Origin of the sequence: Streptomyces sp. Y1, from assembly GCF_041053115.1 — a bacterium.
Taxonomy (GTDB): domain Bacteria; phylum Actinomycetota; class Actinomycetes; order Streptomycetales; family Streptomycetaceae; genus Kitasatospora; species Kitasatospora rubellomurina.
On sequence record NZ_CP163445.1, the window covers coordinates 5,766,606 to 5,788,394 of the forward strand.

At 70.6% G+C, this 21,789-nt stretch carries 17 protein-coding genes and 1 tRNA gene; 5 read left to right on the forward strand and 13 right to left on the reverse strand.

The window, feature by feature from the left end; genetic code table 11:
• Nucleotides 1-133: 133 nt before the first annotated feature.
• A complete protein-coding gene (locus AB2U05_RS25075; protein ID WP_045702076.1) occupies nucleotides 134-1,003 on the forward strand; it encodes a helix-turn-helix transcriptional regulator in 870 nt (289 codons plus the stop codon).
• 6 nt (nucleotides 1,004-1,009) lie between these two features.
• Here AB2U05_RS25075 and AB2U05_RS25080 read toward each other — a convergent pair whose 3' ends face one another.
• The 5 genes from AB2U05_RS25080 to AB2U05_RS25100 form a co-directional block, all read right to left on the reverse strand.
• Nucleotides 1,010-1,570: a Uma2 family endonuclease gene (locus AB2U05_RS25080; RefSeq protein ID WP_369184308.1), complete on the reverse strand. Its 561-nt coding sequence runs from the start codon at nucleotides 1,568-1,570 to the stop codon at nucleotides 1,010-1,012.
• A gap of 83 nt (nucleotides 1,571-1,653) precedes the next feature.
• Nucleotides 1,654-3,495, reverse strand: a complete 1,842-nt coding sequence (locus tag AB2U05_RS25085) for a bifunctional UDP-sugar hydrolase/5'-nucleotidase (RefSeq protein ID WP_045702080.1) — start codon at nucleotides 3,493-3,495, stop codon at nucleotides 1,654-1,656.
• Nucleotides 3,496-3,737: 242 nt separating this feature from the next.
• Complete coding sequence (locus tag AB2U05_RS25090; protein WP_369184309.1) at nucleotides 3,738-4,325, reverse strand: hypothetical protein; 588 nt, start codon at nucleotides 4,323-4,325, stop codon at nucleotides 3,738-3,740.
• A complete protein-coding gene (locus AB2U05_RS25095; RefSeq protein ID WP_045702082.1) occupies nucleotides 4,312-5,967 on the reverse strand; it encodes an extracellular solute-binding protein in 1,656 nt (551 codons plus the stop codon). Before AB2U05_RS25095 ends, AB2U05_RS25090 begins: the two co-directional genes overlap by 14 nt.
• On the reverse strand, nucleotides 5,964-7,076 hold the full coding sequence (locus AB2U05_RS25100) for a substrate-binding domain-containing protein (protein WP_045702084.1): 1,113 nt from the start codon (nucleotides 7,074-7,076) through the stop codon (nucleotides 5,964-5,966). The genes AB2U05_RS25095 and AB2U05_RS25100 overlap by 4 nt, the downstream gene beginning before the upstream one ends.
• Before the next feature lie 283 nt (nucleotides 7,077-7,359).
• Between AB2U05_RS25100 and pyk the strand changes: the two genes are divergently transcribed.
• Nucleotides 7,360-8,790 carry a pyruvate kinase gene (pyk, locus tag AB2U05_RS25105; protein ID WP_369184310.1) on the forward strand — a complete coding sequence of 477 codons (1,431 nt, stop codon included), beginning with the start codon at nucleotides 7,360-7,362 and terminating at the stop codon, nucleotides 8,788-8,790.
• Nucleotides 8,791-8,839: 49 nt separating this feature from the next.
• Here the strand turns inward: pyk and AB2U05_RS25110 are convergent, their stop codons facing one another.
• Together AB2U05_RS25110 and AB2U05_RS25115 are read right to left on the reverse strand one after the other, a co-directional pair.
• A complete protein-coding gene (locus tag AB2U05_RS25110) occupies nucleotides 8,840-9,613 on the reverse strand; it encodes a transcriptional regulator (protein WP_369185993.1) in 774 nt (257 codons plus the stop codon).
• A 119-nt stretch (nucleotides 9,614-9,732) separates the two neighbouring features.
• Nucleotides 9,733-9,805 (reverse strand) — tRNA-Leu (locus tag AB2U05_RS25115).
• A gap of 100 nt (nucleotides 9,806-9,905) precedes the next feature.
• Here AB2U05_RS25115 and AB2U05_RS25120 point away from each other — a divergent pair.
• Entirely contained in the window at nucleotides 9,906-10,562 is a 657-nt protein-coding gene (locus AB2U05_RS25120; RefSeq protein ID WP_045702088.1) for an ANTAR domain-containing response regulator, read from the forward strand.
• A gap of 54 nt (nucleotides 10,563-10,616) precedes the next feature.
• Here AB2U05_RS25120 and AB2U05_RS25125 read toward each other — a convergent pair whose 3' ends face one another.
• The 6 genes from AB2U05_RS25125 to AB2U05_RS25150 all read right to left on the reverse strand — a co-directional run bounded on the left by AB2U05_RS25125 (nucleotide 10,617) and on the right by AB2U05_RS25150 (nucleotide 17,471).
• Nucleotides 10,617-11,333, reverse strand: coding sequence for an ABC transporter ATP-binding protein (locus tag AB2U05_RS25125; RefSeq protein ID WP_045702090.1), 717 nt, complete (start codon nucleotides 11,331-11,333; stop codon nucleotides 10,617-10,619).
• Nucleotides 11,330-12,133, reverse strand: a complete 804-nt coding sequence (locus AB2U05_RS25130; protein WP_045702092.1) for an ABC transporter ATP-binding protein — start codon at nucleotides 12,131-12,133, stop codon at nucleotides 11,330-11,332. The genes AB2U05_RS25125 and AB2U05_RS25130 overlap by 4 nt, the downstream gene beginning before the upstream one ends.
• A gap of 8 nt (nucleotides 12,134-12,141) precedes the next feature.
• Entirely contained in the window at nucleotides 12,142-14,073 is a 1,932-nt protein-coding gene (locus tag AB2U05_RS25135) for a branched-chain amino acid ABC transporter permease (protein ID WP_369185994.1), read from the reverse strand.
• Nucleotides 14,074-14,078: 5 nt separating this feature from the next.
• Entirely contained in the window at nucleotides 14,079-15,008 is a 930-nt protein-coding gene (locus AB2U05_RS25140) for a branched-chain amino acid ABC transporter permease (RefSeq protein WP_045702095.1), read from the reverse strand.
• A gap of 115 nt (nucleotides 15,009-15,123) precedes the next feature.
• The gene (locus AB2U05_RS25145) at nucleotides 15,124-16,365 is read right to left on the reverse strand and encodes a branched-chain amino acid ABC transporter substrate-binding protein (RefSeq protein ID WP_045702097.1); all 1,242 of its coding nucleotides are present in this window, start codon (nucleotides 16,363-16,365) and stop codon (nucleotides 15,124-15,126) included.
• A gap of 617 nt (nucleotides 16,366-16,982) precedes the next feature.
• Nucleotides 16,983-17,471, reverse strand: a complete 489-nt coding sequence (locus AB2U05_RS25150; protein WP_244178982.1) for a PaaI family thioesterase — start codon at nucleotides 17,469-17,471, stop codon at nucleotides 16,983-16,985.
• 233 nt (nucleotides 17,472-17,704) lie between these two features.
• On the opposite strand from AB2U05_RS25150, the gene polA reads away from it, so the two are divergent.
• Together polA and AB2U05_RS25160 are read left to right on the forward strand one after the other, a co-directional pair.
• A complete protein-coding gene (polA, locus tag AB2U05_RS25155; protein ID WP_369185995.1) occupies nucleotides 17,705-20,407 on the forward strand; it encodes a DNA polymerase I in 2,703 nt (900 codons plus the stop codon).
• A gap of 208 nt (nucleotides 20,408-20,615) precedes the next feature.
• Nucleotides 20,616-21,785 carry a glycosyltransferase gene (locus tag AB2U05_RS25160; RefSeq protein ID WP_045710036.1) on the forward strand — a complete coding sequence of 390 codons (1,170 nt, stop codon included), beginning with the start codon at nucleotides 20,616-20,618 and terminating at the stop codon, nucleotides 21,783-21,785.
• The last annotated feature ends 4 nt before the right edge of the window (nucleotides 21,786-21,789 follow it).

The window sequence follows — 21,789 nt, forward strand, 5'->3', positions numbered from 1 at the left end:
GAGTTGGGTCTACCCTGGACGCTTTCCCGGCGTGGTCAGGACAACCGGGCGGGAAGGGCTGTTGTTCGTCGGTGCCAGGTGGCAGACTGCCGCCGACGGCCGGGGGGCTGCGCGACTGCGGAGGGTGACTTCGATGGGCACGACGACTCAGACAAGCGGAGGCGCCACCGTGCGGCGGCTCCTGCTCGGCACCCAGCTGCGCAGACTCCGCGAGGCCAGAGGCGTCAGCCGCGAGGAGGCCGGCTACTCCATCCGCGCCTCCGAATCCAAGATCAGCCGGATGGAACTCGGCCGCGTCGGCTTCAAGGAACGCGACGTCGCCGACCTCCTCACCCTCTACGGCGTCGACGCCGAACAGGAACGCGCCACCGTCCTCGGCCTCGTCCGCGCCGCCAACAGCAGCTCCTGGTGGCACGAGTACGGCGACATCCTGCCCACCTGGTTCCAGAACTACGTCGGCCTCGAAGAAGCCGTCGCCCGGATCCACAGCTACGAGGTCCAGTTCGTCCACGGCCTCCTCCAGACCGCCGACTACGCCCGCGCCGTCATCACCGCCGGCGGCCACGTCACCCGACCCGACGAGATCGACCGCCGCGTCGAACTGCGCCTGCGCCGCCAGCGCCTGCTCACCGGCGACCGGGCGCCCAGCCTCGTCGCCGTCCTCGACGAAGCCGCGCTGCGCCGCCCCTGGGGCGGCCCCGAGCTGATGCGCGGCCAGATCGACCGGCTGCTCGAACTCGCCGAACTGCCCAACGTCCGGCTCCAGGTGATGCCCTTCGGCGCCGCCGGCCTCAGCGCCGAGGTCGGCGCCTTCAGCCTCCTCGGCTTCGCCGAGCCCGAACTCGCCGACGTCGTCTACCTCGAACAGTTCACCACCGCGCTCTACCTCGACCGCCCCGCCGAGGTCGCCGAGTACCACCACGCCATGGACGGCCTCCTCGCCGACAGCCTCAGCCCCGCCCTCACCCGCGACCTCCTGCACACCGTCCGCGGCGAACTGTAGGGGCGTTCAGGCCTGGTAGCGGATGAGACCGTCGGTGGCGAGCTCGAAGTCGAACGGGGCGGGAATCGGCACGCGGTCGCCGAACTTGCCGTCCCAGCGCTGGTGGTAGCCGCTGCCGGAGGGCTCGGAGTAGAGCGTGATGTCGCCCTCGCGCGGGTCGATCAGCAGGTACAGCGGGATGCCCATCAGCGGGTAGTCGCGGACCTTGCCGACCAGGTCGTTCTCCGGGTTCGACGGGGAGACGATCTCCACCGCGATCGCGGCCTGATCGGCGGGGACCTGGCTGCCGCCCGACTCCAGCGGGATGTAGGTGAGGTCGGGGTTGCGCAGCTTGCCGACGTTGGGGGAGGCGAGGTCGGTGTTCTCGCTCGGGATCATGCCGTCAGGTTCGTGGGCCTCGAACTGCCGACGGATCAGCAGGAGGTTGCGCTGGTGGATGACGGACGGGCCGGCCATCATGATGATCTCGTCGCCGGAGATCTCGATCTTCCACCCGGCCGGGGGCGTCAGGCTCTGCGCGTACGCCAGCAGCCGCGCGTGGCGCTCGGGGATCTGGAACTCGCTCATGGCGCCATTCTTCCACCCCGAATGCCGCGAAGGCCGTCCGCGCGGGACGAGGTGTCCCGCGCGTACGGCCTTCGCGTACGGCCTTAGAACACCGGCTGGCCGGCGCGGACGAGGCGCCAGGAGTTGGTGAAGAAGTCGGCCGGGTCGATGACGCCCTTGGCCTTCACCCAGGCGATCATCGTGTTGCGGATCTCGTCGGAGTTCGCCCAGACCGACTTGGCCGTCGCCACGTGCGGGAAGTTGCCGCCGCCGTTGGCGCGGTAGTTGTTCACCGCCAGGACGAACTGCGCGGCCGGGTCGATCGGCTTGCCCTGGAAGCTGAGGTTCACGATCCGCTGGCCCTTGGGCTGGGCGATGTCGATGTCGTAGCTCAGGCCGTAGAGCGAGTCGTAGTTGTAGTCCGGGGTGGTCTCGGCGCCGGTCATCGCGTCCTTGTCGACCGGGGCGCCCGGAGCCAGCTGGTAGTAGTACTTCGCCGAGAACTCCAGGTAGTCCTTGAGCTGGGCGCCCGTCAGGATGCGGGCCTCCAGGGTGTTCTCGTAGATGTACAGGCCGGCCGCGTCGCGCAGCTTGACCTGGCCGGACGGGATCAGCGCGGTGCGGTTGAACGGGGCCGCCTGCGCCACGACCGGGAGGTTGGCGTACTGCCCGCCCGCCAACGCGGCCTTGACGGCGTCGGCCTGGACCTTGCCGATGAGGTCGATGATCGGGGTCGCCTTGAACCGGGCCTCGGCGATCGACAGCTCGATCTTGCTGGTGCCGATGTTCTGGTTGACGTACGCCACGACCTTCTTGTGCTGGCCGAGGATCGCGTTGCTGATCTCCGGGTTCTCCGGCACGGTGTTGGAGTTCAGCACCCGCGAGGACACCGAGAGGACCTTCCAGCCGTCCTCGGTGAACTCGACCTCGAAGTCGAAGCAGCTCAGGCGCTGGCCCCAGCACAGCGGCTCGGACAGCACGACCGTCTTGCCGGTCTTCTTGTTCGTGATCAGGCGCTGCGCCACCTCCTTGTGGGTGTGGCCCACCAGCACCGCGTCGATGCCCGGGACGGTCTCCGCCATCTCACCCGAGGCGTCCTCCGGCCAGGGCAGCTGGTCGCCGTAGGTGGTCTGCTCGTCGATGCCCGAGTGGGCGGAGACGACGATGACGTCCGCGCCGGCCGCCTTCATCCGCGGCACGTACTTGGCGGCGGTCTCCACGATGCCCGGGAAGACCATCTTGCCGCTGACGTTGGCCTTGTCCCAGATCGCGATGCCGGGGTTGGTGAGGCCGAGGATGCCGACCTTGAGCGGGGTGTCCTCGTCCAGCCACACCTCCTTGATCACGTACGGCTTGAAGGCCGGCTTCTCGTTCTTCGCGTGCAGCGCGTTGGCGCCCAGCAGCGGGAACTCCAGCTGGTCCTCGAAGGCCTTCACGGTCGGGATGCCGTAGTTGAACTCGTGGTTGCCGAGCGCGGCGGCGTCGTAGCCCATGAGGTTCATGGCGACGGCCATCGGGTGGTCCGGCACGTTGTCGCCGTCGGTGGCGATCGGCTCGACCCGGGCGTAGTAGTAGGTCAGCTGGGTGCCCTGGATGATGTCGCCGGAGTCGATCAGCAGACAGCGGTCCCAGCCCTTCTCCTCGCGCACCTGGTTGGCCAGGGTGGAGATCTTGGCGAGGCCGACCGCGTTGTGGGCCTTGTCGACGTACTCGGCGTCGGTGAAGTAGTCCCAGTTGAGCACCCGGCCGTGCAGGTCGGTGGTGCCCATGACGGTGAAGGCCTGCTTGCGGCCCTGCTGCTTCGGCTTCTTGCCCTTGGCGCCCGCCTTGTCCGGCTCGGCGGCCGCGGCGGCGGGGGCGGTGGCGATCGCGGCGCCGCCGACGAGAGCGGCACCGGCGGCGGTGGCGGCGGACCGGGTGACGAAGTCACGGCGGTTCAGGGACATGGAGAACTCTCCCGGGTGGGACTGACGGCGAACGAACCGTCAACTGATGTGCTGGGGGACGTACCCGAAATCGGTACGCGGGGTGGTACGGGTGGCGGCCCGGACGCGATGACGCGCGTAGAGGGACGCGCGTAGAAGTGTGCCGTGCCGCCCGGGCCGGTGAATAGCCCTCCGACGTTTCCAGCAGGTGAGATCTTGGCGACTCGTTCGTGACGGCGCTGGGCGGACCCGGGGCCGCCGCGTCAGCCCAGCTCGGCCGCCAGGACCGCCACCGCCGCCCTCAACTCGCGCTCCGGGTCCGGCGCGTCCGCCCCCGCCCACGGGCCCCAGGTCCGCGCCCGCAGATAGCCGTCCACCGCCACCGGCAGGCGGTGGCGGACGATCAGCCGCACCGCCGGGCCCGGCTCGGCCGCCCGCAGCGCCGCCACCAGCTCGGCCACGCCGGCCGCGGCCGGCAGCGGCACCGAGCCCAGGAAGTCGGCGAGGGCGTCCAGTTCGGGGTCGGCGGCGGGCTTCGGCGCGGCGGGCTCCGGTTGGGCGGGCTTCGGTCGGGCCGGTGGTGCGGTCGGCTCGGCGGGTGGCGTGGTCGGCGGCGCGGGCGCCGGCGTCGTGGTGGCGCAGGTGCCGCGGCCGGCCGGATCACCGTCCCGGCCGGGGGTCAGCAGCGCGCCCGCCCCGTACAGGCCCGCCACCACCCCCGGCCACCACGCACCGCCCAGCCCCGCGAAGTGCAGCCCCAGCCCGACCGCGCCGGCCCCGCAGCCCACCAGGTTCCGGGCCGACTCCAGGTACGCCAGCACCCGCCGCCCGAGCCCGTCACTGGTAGCCACGGATCTCCTCGAACACGCCGTCCAGCGAACCCCCGCCGTCGAACAGCTTGCCGCCGCTCATGTCCGCGAGCCCCTGCAACTGACCCACCGCCGCCTCCCCGAACTTGATCGGGAACACCGGGATCGACTTCTCCCCGGCCGGCAGCCCGTCGTGGAACTTCCTGAAGTCCGCCTCCGCCGCGCCCTCGTTGCTCTCCCCGTCCGTCATCAGCACGATCGAGGTGAACCGGTCGTCCCCCGCCGCCGCCTGCTGCTGCTCGATCGCCCGGTACGCCTGCTCCAGCGAGTCGTACAGCGCCGTACCGCCGTCCGCCGCCAGCGACTGCACGTCCGCGTCGATCGCCTTCAGCTCCGCCTCCGGGCCCGGACCACTGCCCGACGCCGGCACCAGATGCGTCCTCGACCACTTCACCGAGGACGCGAACGAGATCAGCGTCACCTGCTCGCGGTTGCGGAACCGGCGCGCCCCCCGGGTGTCGTCCGAGCCCGTCAGCTTGGCCAGCGCGGCCTTCAGCGCGCCGATCCGCTGGCCCGCCATCGAGCCCGAGGTGTCCAGCACGTACACCGTCCGCGACGGGCGGCGCAGGTCGTTCTGGTACGAGGCCAGCAGGCCGTCCGCCACCGCCCGCGTCCCCGGGAACGGCAGCTCCTTGCGGCCGTCGGCCGGCAACCCCGCCGCCGGCGCCACCCCCGCCGTCACCGGGCGGCGCAGCGTCCGCTCCGAGAGCCGCTTCTGCGCGTCCGGCGTCAGCAGGTAGGCCGACAGCTTCTGGAACGCGTCCTTGCGGTTCGGCTGCGCCGAGGCCAGCAACGACAGCGGATAGTCCGCCGACACCACGCCGTCGACCGGGCGCACCACCGTCAACTGCTGGTCCGCCGGCAGCGTCCGGTTCATCGACAGCAGCACGGACTCGTAGTTCACCAGCGCGCCCACCTTGCCCGGCTCCGCCCGGGTGTAGGCCTGCGCCAGCCAGCCCGAGGAGCCCGACGTCAGCTTCTGGCCGGTGAAGAACTGCTTCAACTGCGGCGTCGCCTTCTGCACGTCCGCCTCGGTCAGCGCCGCCCCCGCCCCCGAGAAGGCCGACGCCACCGCCACCAGCGCCGAGAAACCCGAGTTCGAACGCGTCGGGTCCGCCATGCCGTACGCCAGCTTGCCGGCCGCCGCCGCGTCCCCGATCTGCGCCCAGGTGACCTTCGAACCGTCCCCCCAGCCCAGACCCCCCAGCACCGAGGAGCGCACCCCCACCGCCACCGGGGACACCATCACCGGCGTCTGGGACAGCACCTTCGTCCGGCCCGTCGGGTCCAGCCGCAGGTACTGGTTCGACGGGAACCACACCGCGTCGAACCTGCCGTCCGCCCGGCCCGAGGACACCGTGTCCGCGCCGTCCAGACTGCCCGTCCAGGTGAACTCCACCGACACCCCGGTGGCCTTCGCCGCCTCCTCCAGGACCGGCTGCACGTCCTGCAACTCGCTGCCCGCCAGCACCCGAAGCGCCCCCGCCCCCGCGGTCGTCGGCGTCGGCGGCAGCGGCGGGCTCGGCGGGCTCGACGTACAGGCCGTCGCCGCCGCCAGCAGCGCCGCCAACGCGACCGCCAGTCCACCGCGCCGCGCGCGCCGGCCCCTCGTCAGACCACTCACCCCTGCGCCCCCTTCGCCGCCTTCGTCAACTTCGTCAGGTAGTCCAGCGACGGCACGTCCGCCTGCCTCACGTTCGCCGACTTCAGGTCCGGCGCCAGCTTCGGCAGGTGGTCCTTCGTCTGCTCCGCGAACGCGGTCGGCCGGTCCGCCGTCCGGAAGCCGAACTTCGCCTCCAGCGTGTGCAGCGCGTCGTCGTCCCGCAGCACCGAGGCGAGCTTCTGGCCGTTCGGCGTCCGCGCCACCATCGTGTGGTCCGAGAACACCGTCGTGTCCGGGTACATCACCACGACCTTGTCCTCGCCGGACTGGCCCTGCAGCGGCAGCGTGGCCACCTGCGACTCGTACCCGAAGACCAGCGGCCTGCCCACCCCCGCCTCGAAGTCCCGGAACGGCTCGTCGCTGCTGCTCTTCTGCGCGCCCTGCAGCGACGTCGCCTTGTACAGCACGTCCCGGACCTTCGCCACCCCCGCGTCGTCCGACACCACCTGGTGGTTGTTCGCCACGTAGGACAGCAGCGCCAGGTACAGCGCGCCCGAGGACGAACTCTCCGGATCGGTCGTGGTCACCAGCAGCCGGCCGGACAGCGTCGCGTTGCCCTGCGCCGCCGGCAGGTCCTCCCACTTGCGCCCCGACTCCAGCGCCGCCAGGTAGGCGTCCATCTGGAAGGTCCACACGCCCGCCGGGTCCACGGCGGCCATGCCGCTCTGCCGCAGCACCTTCGCCACCGACTCGCGGGTCACGATCACCAGCGGCGAGTAGAACGGCACCGGCGGGGAGTCCTTCAGACCCCAGTTCCGCTGGATGTCCTGGGCCGGCGCACTGCTCGACGGGAACGCGAAGTCCAGCTTCGGATTCGACTTCGCCTGCTCCCTCATCGTCCACGAGCCGGTGGAGTCGACCTGCACCACCAGGCCCTGCTTCGCCAACTCGGCCTTCACATCGGCGTTCTCGAAGAACGTCCGCTTCTCCGAACCGATCAGCCCGGTCACCGTCACGGTCGCCATCGGCTTGAGATCGGGATCCTTCGAATCGTCCGGGATCAGCGCGATCGTCACCCCGCCCAGCAACGCCAGAGCGGCCAGCACCCCCAGCGCTCGCGATCGTTCCATCGTCGACGCATCCCCCTCGTCCACTACCCCGTACGGGTGCTCACCCCCAGGGGTGACGAGCGTCCCGCCGGGCGCCGAGCACGAGCCGAAGCGACGGTGAACCAGGGGTGAACACCCCTTCACGGAATCGCATCGGCCCGAGCCGACCGGACGAGCCGTCAGGAAACGCTCGCACATCGATCCGAGGATGTGTCAGATTGTTCAACTCGCCTTCCGGCAACGGCCATCCCGGCGTCCGGACCCGCCTCGTGGTTACGCGCCGGTAATGCCTAGTCTCAGCACTATGCGCCGAGCAAAAATCGTCTGTACCCTCGGGCCCGCCACCGACTCGTACGACCAGATCAAATCCCTGGTCGACGCCGGGATGGACATCGCCCGATTCAACCTCAGCCACGGCACCCACGCCGAACACGAGGAACGCTACCGCCGCGTCCGCAAGGCCGCCGACGAGACCGGCCGCAGCGTCGGCGTCCTCGCCGACCTTCAAGGCCCGAAGATCCGGCTCGACACCTTCGCCCACGGGCCCGTACTCCTCGAACGCGGCGACGAGTTCACCATCTCCACCGACAACGGCGTCGTGGGGGACAAGGACATCTGCGGCACCACCTACGCCGGGCTCGCCGGCGACGTCTCGCGCGGCGAACGGATCCTCGTCGACGACGGGCGGGTGACGCTGGAGGTCGTCGAGGTCGACGGGCCACGGGTGCGCTGCCTCGTCATCGAAGGCGGCCTCGTCTCCGACCACAAGGGCCTCAACCTCCCCGGCGTCGCCGTCTCCGTCCCCGCACTCAGCGACAAGGACGTCGCCGACCTGCGGTGGGCGCTGCGCGCCGGAGTCGACCTCGTCGCGCTCTCCTTCGTGCGGAGCGGGCGCGACGTCGAGGACGTGCACCGGGTGATGGCGGAGGAGGGGCGCCGGGTGCCCGTCATCGCCAAGATCGAGAAGCCGCAGGCCGTCGAGAACCTGGACTCCATCGTCGACGCCTTCGACGGCGTCATGGTGGCCCGCGGGGACCTGGGCGTGGAGATGCCCCTCGAACAGGTCCCGCTCGTCCAGAAGCACGCCATCAAACTCGCCAAGCGCAACGCCAAGCCCGTCATCGTCGCCACCCAGATGCTCGACTCGATGATCAACGCCTCCCGGCCGACCCGCGCCGAGGCCTCCGACGTCGCCAACGCGGTGCTCGACGGCACGGACGCGGTGATGCTCTCCGGCGAGACCTCGGTCGGGAAGTACCCCGTCGAGACCGTCAAGACCATGGGCCGCATCATCGAGGCCGCCGAGGACGACATCCTCGCGGGCGGCCTGCCGCCGCTCTCCTCCGGGACCAAGCCGCGTACCCAGGGCGGCGCCGTCGCCCGCGCGGCCGCCGAGATCGGCGACTTCCTGCACGCGAAGTACCTCATCGCCTTCACCCAGTCCGGCGACACCGCCCGGCGGCTCACCCGCTACCGCTCACCGATCCCCGTGCTCGCCTTCACCTACGAACCGGCGGTGCGCAGCCAACTCGCCCTCACCTGGGGCGTCGAGACCTTCCTCGGGCCCTTCGCACCGACCACCGACCAGATGGTCGAGCAGGTCGACGCGGCGCTGCTCTCGCTCGGCCGCTGCCAGAAGGGCGACATCGTGGTGATCACGGCCGGCTCCCCACCCGGCCTCGCCGGCTCCACCAACCTCGTCCGCGTCCACCACGTGGGGACCCTGGACGGCTGACCGGGGCTCGATTTCGGCGGCGCGGCCTTCGCGGAAGGCCGCGCCGCCGTCAGTACTTGGGGCCGATGTGGGCGTCCATGAGGGCGACGGAGTCCTTGCGGGCGATGGAGATATTGAAGGCGCCGTTCGACCGGGAGGCCGGCTTCCACTGGACGCCGACTGCGTTGAGCGTGGCTGTGAAGAGGTCGATGATGTCGGTCGAGGTGTTGGTGAAGAAGTAGCGCGGGTACTCGTAGCGCTTTTTGACGCCTCCCACCGTGCGGGTCGTCCAGTTGGTGATCCGGCAGCCGTCCGAGTGGATCAGCCCGCGAAGGAACTCCCACGGGTGGGCGTCGACGATCTCCTGCTGCCACGGCGTGAGCCGGATCGGCCGCAGGTGCTTCGGGCCAGGGCCGTGCTGGGGGAAGAGGCAGGGCCAGTGCTTGCTGGTGCTGACGACACTGGTGCAGCCGGGTGCGTGGACGCGGCTGACCCTGTTGTGCGGCATGACGGCGGAGATGGCGCGCTCGCACTCGAGGATGAGGCCCGGCCAGGCGTCGCAGCAGGCGATGCGGAGGGCGAAGACCCTGCGGCGGCCCTCGCTGATACAGCCGTCGCCGAGATAGAGGCCGAGTAGATAGGCGTAGTCGGCCTGTGGTCGCGAGGGATCGAGCCGGCTGTCGCGGGCCGGACATTCGATGGTCATGCGTGGGCTGGGCGCAGCACGGGATGCCCACTGGCGGATCGAGAAGCGGGATATCCCGGTTGCGCGACTGACCTGGCTGAAGGTCAGCCCCGACGCGTACAGGTCGAGCGCTCGCTGGCGCGCGGTCATGTCGTACATGCAGTCGAGCGTGTGCGAATCGCATGAACGGATCTGGCGAATGCCGCGATCTTCAGTCGAAGTGATGAAGATCGCCAACGATTAGGCTACCCTAAGCGGCTTAAGAATCGAAGGAAAAGTGCCCCGGGTGGGATTCGAACCCACGCTGTATGGTGTTTGAGACCATCGCCTCTCCCGCTGGGCTACCGGGGCGCCCATGGATTCGAAGGTTGAACTCCGGACCCGCTGGTCTCAAACATACCGTGTCTAGGTACCCTCGTGCATGCAGTACCCCGCCGGAACGAGGAGCCCCGTGAGCACCGCCGACGAGCAGGCACAGCCGCTTGAGACCGAATCGCCCCAGATCACCCGGATTGTGATCGCCGAGGATGAGGCGTTGATCCGTCTCGATCTGAAGGAGATGCTCGAAGAGGAGGGGTACACCGTCGTCGGGGAAGCCGGGGACGGGGCGACGGCGGTGAAGCTCGTGGAGGAGCTGAAGCCGGACCTGGCGATCTTCGACGTGAAGATGCCGATCCTGGACGGGCTGTCCGCGGCCGAGCAGATCCACGAGAAGCACCTGGCTCCCGTCCTCATGCTGACCGCGTTCTCGCAGCGGGAGCTGGTGGACCGGGCCCGGGACGCGGGCGCGATGGCGTACATCGTGAAGCCGTTCTCGAAGTCGGACCTGGTGCCGGCGATCGAGATGGCGGTGTCGCGGTACACCGAGATGCGGGCGCTGGAGAAGGAGATCGGGGATCTCACCCAGCGGCTGGAGACCCGGAAGCTGGTCGACCGCGCCAAGGGTGTGCTGCAGACGAAGTTCGGGCTGAACGAACCGGCCGCGTTCCGGTGGATCCAGAAGACCTCGATGGACCGGCGGATGACGATGGCGGCGGTGGCCGAGGCGGTCATCGAGGAGGGCGAGGCCCAGGACCGCAAGAAGGCCGAAGAGGGTAAGTCCGAGTAGTACGGACATGGGAAGGGCCCGGCAGATCGCCATCTGCCGGGCCCTTTCGCGTGCTCAGTCCTCGCCGAGGTAGGCCTTGCGGACGGACTCGTCGTGGAGGAGGTCCGCGCCGGTGCCGTCGAGGACGATGCGGCCGGTCTCCATGACGTAGCCGCGGTCGGAGAGCGACAGCGCCGCCTGGGCGTTCTGCTCGACGAGCAGGATGGTCGTGCCGCCGGCCTTGAGCTCGACGATGGTGGCCATGATCTTCTGCATCATCAGCGGCGAGAGGCCCATGGACGGCTCGTCGAGCATGAGCAGCTTGGGCTGGGACATCAGCGCCCGGCCCATGGCGAGCATCTGCTGCTCGCCGCCCGACAGCGTTCCCGCGGCCTGCTTGCGGCGTTCGCCGAGGATGGGGAAGAGGCCGTAGGCGCGTTCGACGTCGGCGGTGATGCCGGCGGTGTCGGTGCGCAGGAAGGCGCCGAGGAGGAGGTTCTCCTCGATGGTCATGCGCGGGAAGATGTGCCGGCCTTCGGGGGAGTGGGCGAGGCCGAGGGCGACGATCTTGTGCGCGGGGACGGTGGCGAGGTCCTGGCCGTCGAAGGTGATGCGGCCGGCGGTGGGCTTGAGGAGGCCGGAGAGGGTGCGCAGGGTGGTGGTCTTGCCGGCGCCGTTGGTGCCGATGAGGGTGGTGACCTCGCCCTGGTTCGCGGTGAAGCTGATGCCCTTGACGGCCTCGATCTTGCCGTAGGCGACGCGGAGGTCCTGGACTTCGAGGAGTGCGGTCACGGGGTTTCCTCCGGTGCGGTGGTGCCTTCGAGCGGGGCGCCGAGGTAGGCGGTGATGACGCGTTCGTCGTTCTGGACGGTCTCGCGGTCGCCTTCGACGATCTTCTGGCCCTGGACGAGGACGGCGGTCCGGTCGCAGAGGTTGAAGATGAAGCGCATGTCGTGCTCGATGACGAGGACGGAGATGCCCTTGTCGCGGATGGCGAAGACGAGTTCCTCGGCGGCGCGGGTCTCCTGGGGGTTCATGCCGGCGGTGGGCTCGTCGAGGAGCAGGAGGCCGGGTTCGGAGGCGAGGGCGCGGGCGATCTCCAGCTTGCGCTGTTCGCCGTAGGGGAGGTTGCGGGCGAGGTGGTCGGCCTTGTCGGCGAGGCCGGTGAAGGCGAGGAGTTCCATGGCCTTGTCGCGGCTCTGGGTTTCGGCGCGGTGGTAGCCGGGGCCGCGGAGGATGGCGGAGAAGATGCCTTCCCTGGTGCGGGTGTGGCGGCCGACGAGGACGTTCTCCAGGACGGTCATGTTGGCGAAGAGCCGGATGTTCTGGAAGGTGCGGGCGATGCCGGCCTGGGTGACGAGGTGGGGCTTGGGGGGCAGGACGTTGCCGCGGTAGGTGACGCGGCCTTCGGTGGGGACGTAGAGGCCGGTGAGGCAGTTGAAGAAGGTGGTCTTGCCGGCGCCGTTGGGGCCGATGAGGCCGATGATCTCGCCTTCGCCGACGGTGAGGGAGACGTCGTTGACGGCGGTGAGGCCGCCGAAGCGCATGGTGACGCCGGTGACGTCGAGCAGGGGGGTGGCGGTGGTGGTCATGTGGCGGGTCACGCCCCTGCCTTGGTGAGTGCGGTGTCGTCGCCGGCGGGTTGGGCGGGGATGGCGGCTTCGTGGAATTCGAGTTGGGAGCGGCGGTTGGGGATGAGGCCTTCGGGGCGGACGCGCATCAGGATGATGAGGGCGGCGCCGAAGGCGAGGAGCTGGTAGTCGGCGAGGAATTCGAGCTTCTTCGGGATGAGGAAGAGGAGGGTGGCGCCGACGAGGGGGCCGCTGATGGTGCCCATGCCGCCGAGGATGACGGCGGCGAGGAGGAAGGCGGAGTTGGGCGGGAGGGCTTCGGCGAAGGTGTACTGGTCGGGGGTGACGGTGTAGCTGACGTGGGCCTGGACGGTGCCGGCGAGGCCGGCGAGGCAGGCGCCGAGGGCGAAGGCGAGGAGCTTGAGGCGGAAGCCGTTGATGCCCATGGCTTCGGCGGCGGTCTCGTCCTCGCGGATGGCGACCCAGGCGCGGCCGATGCGGGAGTTGCTGACCCGGGCGAAGACGAGCACGACCACGGCGGTGACGAGGAGCATCAGCAGGTAGTAGTTGGAGAAGCGGCCGAGTTCGACGCCGGCGACGGTGTGGGTCTTGCCGAGGTCGAAGCCGAAGATCTCCAGGTCCGGGATGCGCGGGATGCCGTTGGAGCCGTTGGTGACGTTGGGGCCGGTGGTGCCGTTGAGGTTGAGCATGGTGATGCGGAAGATCTCGCCGAACCCGAGGGTGACGATGGCGAGGTAGTCGCCGCGCAGTCGCAGGGTGGGGGCGCCGATGAGGACGCCGAAGACCATGGAGACGAGTGCGCCGGTGAGCATCGCGGCCCAGAACGGGAACTGGACGTGGATGGGCGAGGCGGGGGAGCCGGAGACCAGGGCGGCGGCGTAGGCGCCGACGCCGAGGAAGGCGACGTACCCGAGGTCGAGCAGGCCGGCGAGGCCGACGACGATGTTGAGGCCGAGGGCGACGGTGGCGAAGATCAGGATGTTGGTGGCGACGGAGGTGTACTGGTCGCTGGTCTGGGTGAAGGGGAAGCTGGCGGCGGCGGCGAAGGCGGCGCCGGTGGTGACCGGGCGGTGCTTGACGGTCAGCGCGCGCAGCCGGGTGACCAGGCCGGACTTGGCGAGGGCGGCGGCGACGAAGCCGGCGAGCAGCAGGTAGCCGGTGAAGAGTTCGCCGTACTCGGTGTCGATGCCGAAGGTGATCGCGAAGAGGCCGAGGCCGAAGGCGAGGACGATGAGCAGGACCTCGGCCCAGGAGGGCAGTTCGCGGGGCGCGGCGAGTCGGCGCTCGATGGTGCCCAGGCGCAGCCAGGTGTGGGCGGCGTGGCCGAGCTGGAGGAGGAGGACGGCGCCGGTGGCGATGGCGAGTCCGCCGGCGAGGGCGGTCATGACGGGGGCGACGGGTTTGTCGTCGGGGATGGCGTGGGCGCCGATCCAGACGAGCGGGGCGGCGGGGACGAGCAGGAAGAGCCGCTTGTCGAGGATGCGCAGGGGGACGGTGGTGCGGCGGTCGAGGGGGAGGCCGAGGGCGCCGACGATGCCGAGGAGGCCGCCGGCGGCGAGGACCCAGCCGCCGGGTTCGAGGTTGGCGAGGCCGCCGAGTTCGACGGAGATGGCGGTGACGGAGTAGGCGCTGACGGCGAGGGCGCCGGCGGCGGCGTACAGGACGGCGTTGTGGCTGCGGCCGGGGGCGGCCCAGCGCAGGCCGGGGGTGCCGTGGGTGGCGAGGAGGAGGACGAGGGTGAGCAGGCCGGCGACGACGGCGAGCCACTGGAGGCCGGCGGGGGAGCCGGTGTAGGTGAGGTCGCCGGGGAAGTCGCTGGTCCAGGTCCAGGACAGGGCGGCGGAGGCGGCGGTGGCGAGGGCGCCGAGGCCGGTGAGGGCGGCGGCGGCGCGGGCCGGGAGGGGGATGACCGGGCTGGTCTCGGTGTGGGTGGTGGTCATGGTGGTCACGCCCTGTCCGCGACGCGCTCGCCGAGCAGGCCCTGTGGCCTGACGAGGAGCACGAGGATGAGGAGTACGAAGGCCCAGACGTCCTTCCAGGCGCCGCCGCCGAAGAGGTGCATGCCGGGGATGTGCTCGACGTAGCCGGTGGCGAGGGCTTCGGCGAGGCCGAGGGCGACGCCGCCGAGCATGGCGCCGTAGATGTTGCCGATGCCGCCGAGGACGGCGGCGGTGAAGGCCTTGAGGCCGAGGATGAAGCCCATGCGGAAGTAGACCTGGCCGCTGCGCAGGCCGTAGGCGACGGCGGCGACGGCGGCGAAGGCGGCGCCGATGGCGAAGGCGAGGACGATGATCCGGTCGGTGTCGATGCCCATGAGCTTCGCCGTGTCGGGGTCCTGGCTGGTGGCCTGCATGGCGCGGCCGGAGCGGGTGCGGGTGACGAACCAGCTGAGGGCGAGCATGCACAGCGGGGCGGCGATGATGAGGAAGAGGTCGCTGCGCTGGATGGTGACGGAGCCGATGTTGAAGGGGTCGCCGGGGATCTTGGGGAAGACCCGGGCCTTCTTGGCGTCGGGGTAGAAGGAGAAGACGAGTTGCTGCAGGAAGATGGACAGCCCGATCGCGGTGATCAGCGGGGCGAGTCGGGGGGCGGTGCGCAGCGGCCGGTAGGCGAAGCGTTCGGCGGCGACGGCGGTGAGGGTGGAGACCAGGATGCCGGCGATGAGCATCAGCGGTAGGGCGAGCCACAGGGTGGTGCCGCCGGGGAGGGCGAGGTAGGCGGTCAGGGCGCCGAAGCCGCCGACCATGACGATCTCGCCGTGGGCGAAGTTGATGAGCTGGACGATGCCGTAGACCATCGTGTAGCCGATCGCGACGAGCCCGTAGAGGGCGCCGAGGATCAGGCCGTTGGCCAGCTGCTGCGGTAGGTCGTGCACCGCTGGGCCTCCGTAGTGCGTTCGGGGGTGTCCGCGTGGGTGGTGGGGATGTGGGGGCGCGCGGGGGCACTCGTGGCGCCCCCGCGCGCTGGGGTGCTTCGGTGGTGCGGCCGGATCAGCCGTTGAAGGTGCCGGACTTGTCGACGGCCCACTTGCCGTCCTTGACGGTGTAGACGGTGAGCTGCTTGTTGGTGGTGTCGCCGAACTCGTCGAAGGAGACCTTGCCGGTGACGCCGTCGAAGCTGACCTTCTGGACGGCGTCGCGGACGGCGACGCGGGCGTCGGCGCCGGTGGGGAGCTTGCCCTTGTCCTTCACGACGTTCTTGACGGCCTGGATGATGGCCCAGGCGCTGTCGTAGGAGTAGCCGCCGTAGGTCTCGTAGGCGTCCTTGTAGCCGGCGGCCTTGTAGTCGGCGATGAACTGCTTGGCGGTGGGGAGGGATTCGACGGGCAGGCCGACGGCGGTGGCGAGGTCGCCGGTGCTCTTCGGGTTGAGCTTGATGAAGTCGCCGCTCTGGATGCCGTCGCCGCCCATCAGGGGGACGGTGACGCCGGCGTCCTTGAGCTGGAGGGAGAGCGGGCCGGCGGCGGGGTACTCGCCGCCGTAGTAGACGGCGTCGGCGCCGGAGCTCTTGACCTGGGTGACGATGGCGGCGAAGTCGCGGTCGTCGGGGTTGACGTGCTGCTCGCCGGCGACGGTGCCGCCGAGCTTGGTGAACTCGCCCTTGAAGGTGGCGGCGAGGCCGGCGCCGTAGGTCTTCTGGTCGTCGATGATGAAGACCTTGGTCTTCTTGGCGTCGTTGTAGAGGTACTGGGCGGCGAAGGGGCCCTGGACGGCGTCGGTGGTGGCGGTGCGGAAGTAGGACTTGAAGGGGCGCTTCTTCTCGCCGGTGGCCCACTTCTCGCCCTGGCTGAGGGCGACGCCGGTGTTGGCGGGGGAGATCTCGACCAGGTTCTTGTCGTCGAAGATCTGCTGCATCGACTGGGCGACGCTGGAGTTGAGGGGGCCGACGACGCCGAGGACCTTGTCGTCGGAGGTGAGCTGGGTGGCGTTCTGCTGGCCGGGGGCGGGCTTGGCGGTGTCGTCGAGGGCCTTGATCTCGAACTTGACGCCCGGGACCTCGTTCGTGTCGTTGGCCTTCTTGGCGGCGAGCTCGACGGAGTTGCGGATGCCGAGGCCGAGGGCGGAGAGGTCGCCGGTGAGGGGGGCGTCGACGCCGATGACGACGGTGGTGGCGTTGTTGTCCTTGGCGCCGGCCGTGTCGCCGGACTTCTTCTCGCCGCGGGAGCCGCACGCGGTCAGGCTGAGGGCGCCGATGACGGCAATGCTCACGACAACTGCTGAACGATGACGCACGAGGGTCCCCTTCGGTTCAGGAGGCGCCGCGCCGAGGAGTGGCGGGTGCCGGGATGCGCGGAGGGCAGAGCCCAGATCGATTGGCGCGGTGACTGGCCGTGACTCTAGATGCCGCCAGGTGGCTCGGGGCAGTGCTCCGAGCAGGCTGTGATTCTCTTGTTATGAGCACACGGAGCATTTGTCTCAGCATGTGGTCGGGGTGGCTCGAACGGCCCGGAATCCCAGGGTGTTTACCCGCTGGTAGGGGGATGTAAGGGCCAGAAATGGGGGTTGCAGCTGGCAGCGCCGATAATCGGACAGCGCCGTCCGGTGTGCTGGTTTCGAACGTGCACGTCCGTATTCCGGACAGCGCGGGTGCTGGGAAGCGGTTCCGGGGCCGACCGGAGCCTCGGAACTGCGGGTTACTTGGACGTCCTGCTTGTTACGCAGCGTTACATGCGCGTGATGTGGGTCGGCTCCGGCGGCACGCCGGGGCCGGGCGGGAGCGTCCAGGATCCGGATACGCTTCCGCCCCCTTGTCCAGGCCAACGCCTGCCCAAGGGGGCGGAAGGTCAAACAAGGTGGCGGCCAAGGGAATTGACTGCTCTTCGGCTGAACTCGCGTCAGCCCGGCGGACGTTACAGGTCGCGCAGCATGCAGGTCAGCCGGCAGCTGGTGATCCGCTTGCCGGTGTCGTCGGTGATCGCGATCTCGTACGTGGCGGCCGTGCGGCCCTTGAACACCGCCGTCGCCACCCCGGTGACCAGGCCGGACGTCGCCGAGCGGTGGTGCGTCGCGTTCAGGTCCACGCCGACCGCGTACCGGCCCGGGCCGGCGTGCAGCATCGCCCCGATCGAGCCCAGCGTCTCCGCCAGCGCCGCCGAGGCGCCGCCGTGCAGCAGCCCGTACGGCTGCTGGTTGCCCTCCACCGGCATGGTGCCGACCACGCGGTCGCCGGACGCCTCGACGATCCGGATGCCGAGCTTCTCGCCGAGGGGGCCGCCGGAGAAGGTCGCCAGGTCCACGCCGAGCTTGGCGAAGTGGTCCAGCACCTCCTGCGGGACGTTCAGGACGGGGGTGCTGTCGGGCGTGGTGTCGGGCGTGCTGTCGGGGGCCGCGTCGGTCATCGGGGAACTCCTGCCGCTCGGGGGTCACGTCGTCGTGCTGCCTGTGATCGTACGACCGTCCTACTCGCTGGTAGCGGCCGTGGTCCGACCGGCACGGCGCCCCTTTTGTCGGTGCCGGGCCCTAGGATCGGTGGCCGGAAGTGGAATCGGCAGGAACGGACGTTGACGTGGCTACGCAGAGTACGGACAAGGGCGCGGCGGGTGGCGGCGGGGCCGGCCGGCGGCCCCGGCTGATGCTGCTCGACGGGCACTCGATGGCCTACCGGGCCTTCTACGCCCTGCCCGTGGAGAACTTCAACACCTCCACCGGCCAGCCCACCAACGCGGTCTACGGCTTCGCCTCGATGCTCGCCAACACCGTCCGGGACGAGCAGCCCACCCACCTCGCGGTCGCCTTCGACCTCTCCCGGCAGACCTTCCGCTCCGCCGAGTTCCCCGACTACAAGGCCAACCGGGCCAAGACCCCGGACGAGTTCCGCAGCCAGATCGGCCTGATCGGCGAACTCCTCGACGCCATGAACGTCCCCCGGATGACGGTCGAGGGCTTCGAGGCCGACGACATCATCGCCACCCTCGCCACCGCCGCCGAGGCGGCCGGCTTCGACGTCGACATCGTCACCGGCGACCGCGACTCGCTCCAGCTCGTCACCGAGCACGTCACCGTCCTCTACCCCACCAAGGGCGTCTCCGAGCTCACCCGCTACACCCCGGAGAAGGTCGCCGAGAAGTACGGCGTCACCCCCCGCCAGTACCCCGACCTCGCCGCGCTGCGCGGCGACCCGTCCGACAACCTGCCCGGCATCCCCGGCGTCGGCGAGAAGACCGCCGCCAAGTGGGTCAACCAGTTCGGCTCCTTCGACGAACTCGTCGCCCGCGCCGACGAGGTGAAGGGCAAGATCGGCGAGAAGCTGCGCGACAACCTCGACTCCGTCAAGCGCAACCGGGTGCTCACCGAGCTCGTCCGCGACGTCGAACTCCCGCTCGGCGTCGACGACCTGGACCGCAAGCCGTTCGACAAGGCGGCGGTCGGCACCCTGATGGAGTCGCTGGAGTTCCGCAACGCCAACTTCCGCGACCGCGTCTTCGGCATCGACCCGGCGGCCGGCTCCGACGCGGCCGAGGCCGAGCTCGCCCCCGGCGTCGAGGTCGACGGCGAACTGCTCACCGACCCCGGCACGCTCGCCGCCTGGCTGCGCGAGCACGCCTCGGACGGCAAGACCGCGGTCGCGCTGGCCGCCGTCTACCAGTGGGCCCTCGGCGCCGGCGAGGTCACCGAAGTCGCGCTCGCCGTGGGGGAGTCCGCCGCCTGGTTCGACCCGGCGCTGCTCGCCGAGGAGGACGAGCGGGCCTTCGCCGCCTGGCTCGCCGACCCGGCCGCCCCCAAGGCCCTGCACATCGCCAAGCAGGTCATGCGCGCCTTCGCCGAACGCGGCTGGACCATCGACGGCGTCGTCGCCGACACCGCCCTCGCCGCCTACCTGGAGAAGCCCGGCCGCCGCACCTTCACCCTCGAAGTCCTCGCCGAGGAGTACCTGGCCCGCTCCCTCACCCCGGCCCCCACCGCCGAGAGCGGCCAACTCGCCTTCGACGCGCTGGAGGAGACCGACGACCTGGACGCCGGGGCCGCCGCCGCCCAGGCGCTCATGCTCCAGGCCCGCGCCGTCCTCGACCTCGCCGCGCTCTTCGACACCCGCCTCGCCGAGGTCGGCGCCGCCGGGCTGCTGCACGACATGGAACTGCCCATCGCCGCCCTGCTCGCCCGCATGGAGCGCTACGGCATCGCCGCCGACCGCGACTGGCTCACCCAGCTCGAAGCGCAGTTCGCCGCCGAGATCCAGCGCTGCGTCGAAGAGGCGCACGCCGCCGCCGGCCACGAGTTCAACCTCGGCTCGCCCAAGCAGCTCCAGGAGATCCTCTTCGGCGAACTCGCCCTCCCCAAGACCAAGAAGATCAAGACCGGCTACACCACCGACGCCGACGCCCTCACCTGGCTCGCCACCCAGACCGACAACGAACTGCCGGTCATCCTGCTGCGCCACCGCGACCAGGCCAAGCTGCGCACCACCGTCGAGGGCCTGCTCAAGACCGTCTCGCCCAAGGGCCGCATCCACACCACCTTCAACCAGATGGTCGCCGCCACCGGCCGGCTCTCCTCGCAGGACCCGAACCTGCAGAACATCCCGGTGCGGACGGAGGAGGGCCGCGCCATCCGCCGGGCCTTCGTCGTCGGCGCGGGCTACGAGTCGCTGCTCACCGCCGACTACTCCCAGATCGAACTGCGGATCATGGCCCACCTCTCCGAGGACGAGGCCCTGATCGAGGCCTTCGCCACCGGCGAGGACCTGCACACCACCGTCGCCTCCCAGGTCTTCGAGGTCCCGGGCGCGGCCGTCGACGCCGAGATGCGCCGCAAGATCAAGGCCATGTCGTACGGCCTCGCGTACGGGCTGTCCGCCTACGGGCTCTCGCAGCAGCTCGGCATCAAGCCGGCCGAGGCGCAGGGCCTGATGGACACCTACTTCGAGCGCTTCGGCGGCGTCCGCGACTACCTGCACCGCGTCGTCGAGGAGGCCCGCGCCACCGGCTACACCGAGACCCTGCTCGGCCGCCGCCGCTACCTGCCCGACCTCAACAGCGACAACCGCCAGCGCCGCGAGATGGCCGAGCGGATGGCCCTCAACGCCCCCATCCAGGGCTCCGCCGCCGACATCGTCAAGATCGCCATGCTGCGGGTCGACGAGGCCCTGCGCGGCGCCGGGCTCACCTCCCGGATGCTGCTCCAGGTCCACGACGAAATCGTGCTGGAGCTGGCCCCGGGCGAGCGCGAGCCCGTCGAGGCGATCGTCCGCGAGCAGATGGCGGGCGCCTACCCGCTGCGCGCCCCGCTCGACGTCTCGGTCGGCGTCGGCCCGAACTGGGAGGCCGCCGCGCACTGACGCGGTACGCGCACGGACGACGAGCCCGGACGACGAGCCCGGACGCGCCCCGCGTCCGGGCTCGTCCCGCGCCCGGCGGGCCCGCGCATCCGGGCGAACGGTGCTCGATCGGGTGAAGTCGCCCGCAGTGCCGTACAGTTCGATGCCTTCCAGGTACGAACGAATGGGGAGTCCTGCTGTGACCAGCGATGCCGTCGACCGACTGCCGATGCGGCCCTTCCGGCTGATCGTCACAGGTGGGGGAACCGGCGGGCACACCTACCCGGCACTCACCGCGGTGCGCACCGCGCGGGCCCGACTCGCCGCGACCGGACGGGCGTTGGACGTCCTGTGGGTCGGCACGGCGGACAGCCTGGAGTCCCGCGTCGCGGCGAGCGAGGGGATCCCGTTCGCGGCCGTCGCCACCGGGAAGATCCGCCGCCACCGGAACCCGCTGAGGATGATCTCCCCGGCGAACGTGCGGGACATGGCGCGGGTGCCGCTCGGCATCCTGCAGGCCCGCAGGGTGGTCTCCCGGTTCCGCCCCGACGCGGTGCTGGCCACCGGCGGGTACGTCGCCGTGCCCGTGGGCATCGCCGCCTCGCTGAAGCGCCGCCCGCTCGTCGTCCACGAGCAGACGGTGCGCCTGGGCCTGGCCAACCGGACGCTCGCCGGACGGGCCGCGCGCATCGCCGTGTCCTCCGAGTCGACGCTGCCGCTGCTGCCCGAGGCGGCCCGCCCGATCGCCGTCGTCACCGGCAACCCGGTACGGCCCGAGGTGCTGACCGGCGCCGCGGACAAGGCGATCCACGGGCTCGGGCTGCACGCCTTCCGCCGCGACCTGCCGACCGTCTACGTCACCGGCGGCGCCCAGGGATCGGAGCAGATCAACGGCCTGGTGGCCGAAGTGCTGCCGTGGCTGCTGACCGGCGCCAACGTCATCCACCAGTGCGGCCCGGCGAACGTCGACGCCCTGCGCCACCACGCCGCCGCCCTCCCCGCGGAGGCGGCGGCCCGCTACCACCTCACCGGCTTCGTCGGCCCCGAACTGCCGGACGTCCTCGCCCTCGCCGACGTGGTGATCTCCCGCAGCGGGGCCGGCACCATCGCGGAGCTGACCGCGCTCGGCAAGGCCGCCGTCCTGATCCCGCTCGCCTCCTCGGCGGGCAACGAGCAGGCCCACAACGCCCGCCACCTCCACGAGGCAGGCGCGGCGGTCGCCCTCCTCGGCGAGACGACCGGGCACACCCTCGGCTCGGCCCTGGACCCGCTGCTCCGCGACCCCGCCCTGCGCGCCGACGTCGCCGCCCGCGCCCGCTCCTACGGCCGCCCGGACGCCGGCGAGCGGCTGGTCGACGTCCTCCTGGCCGCCGCGGCGGGGGGCGCGTCGCAGGACTGACGCG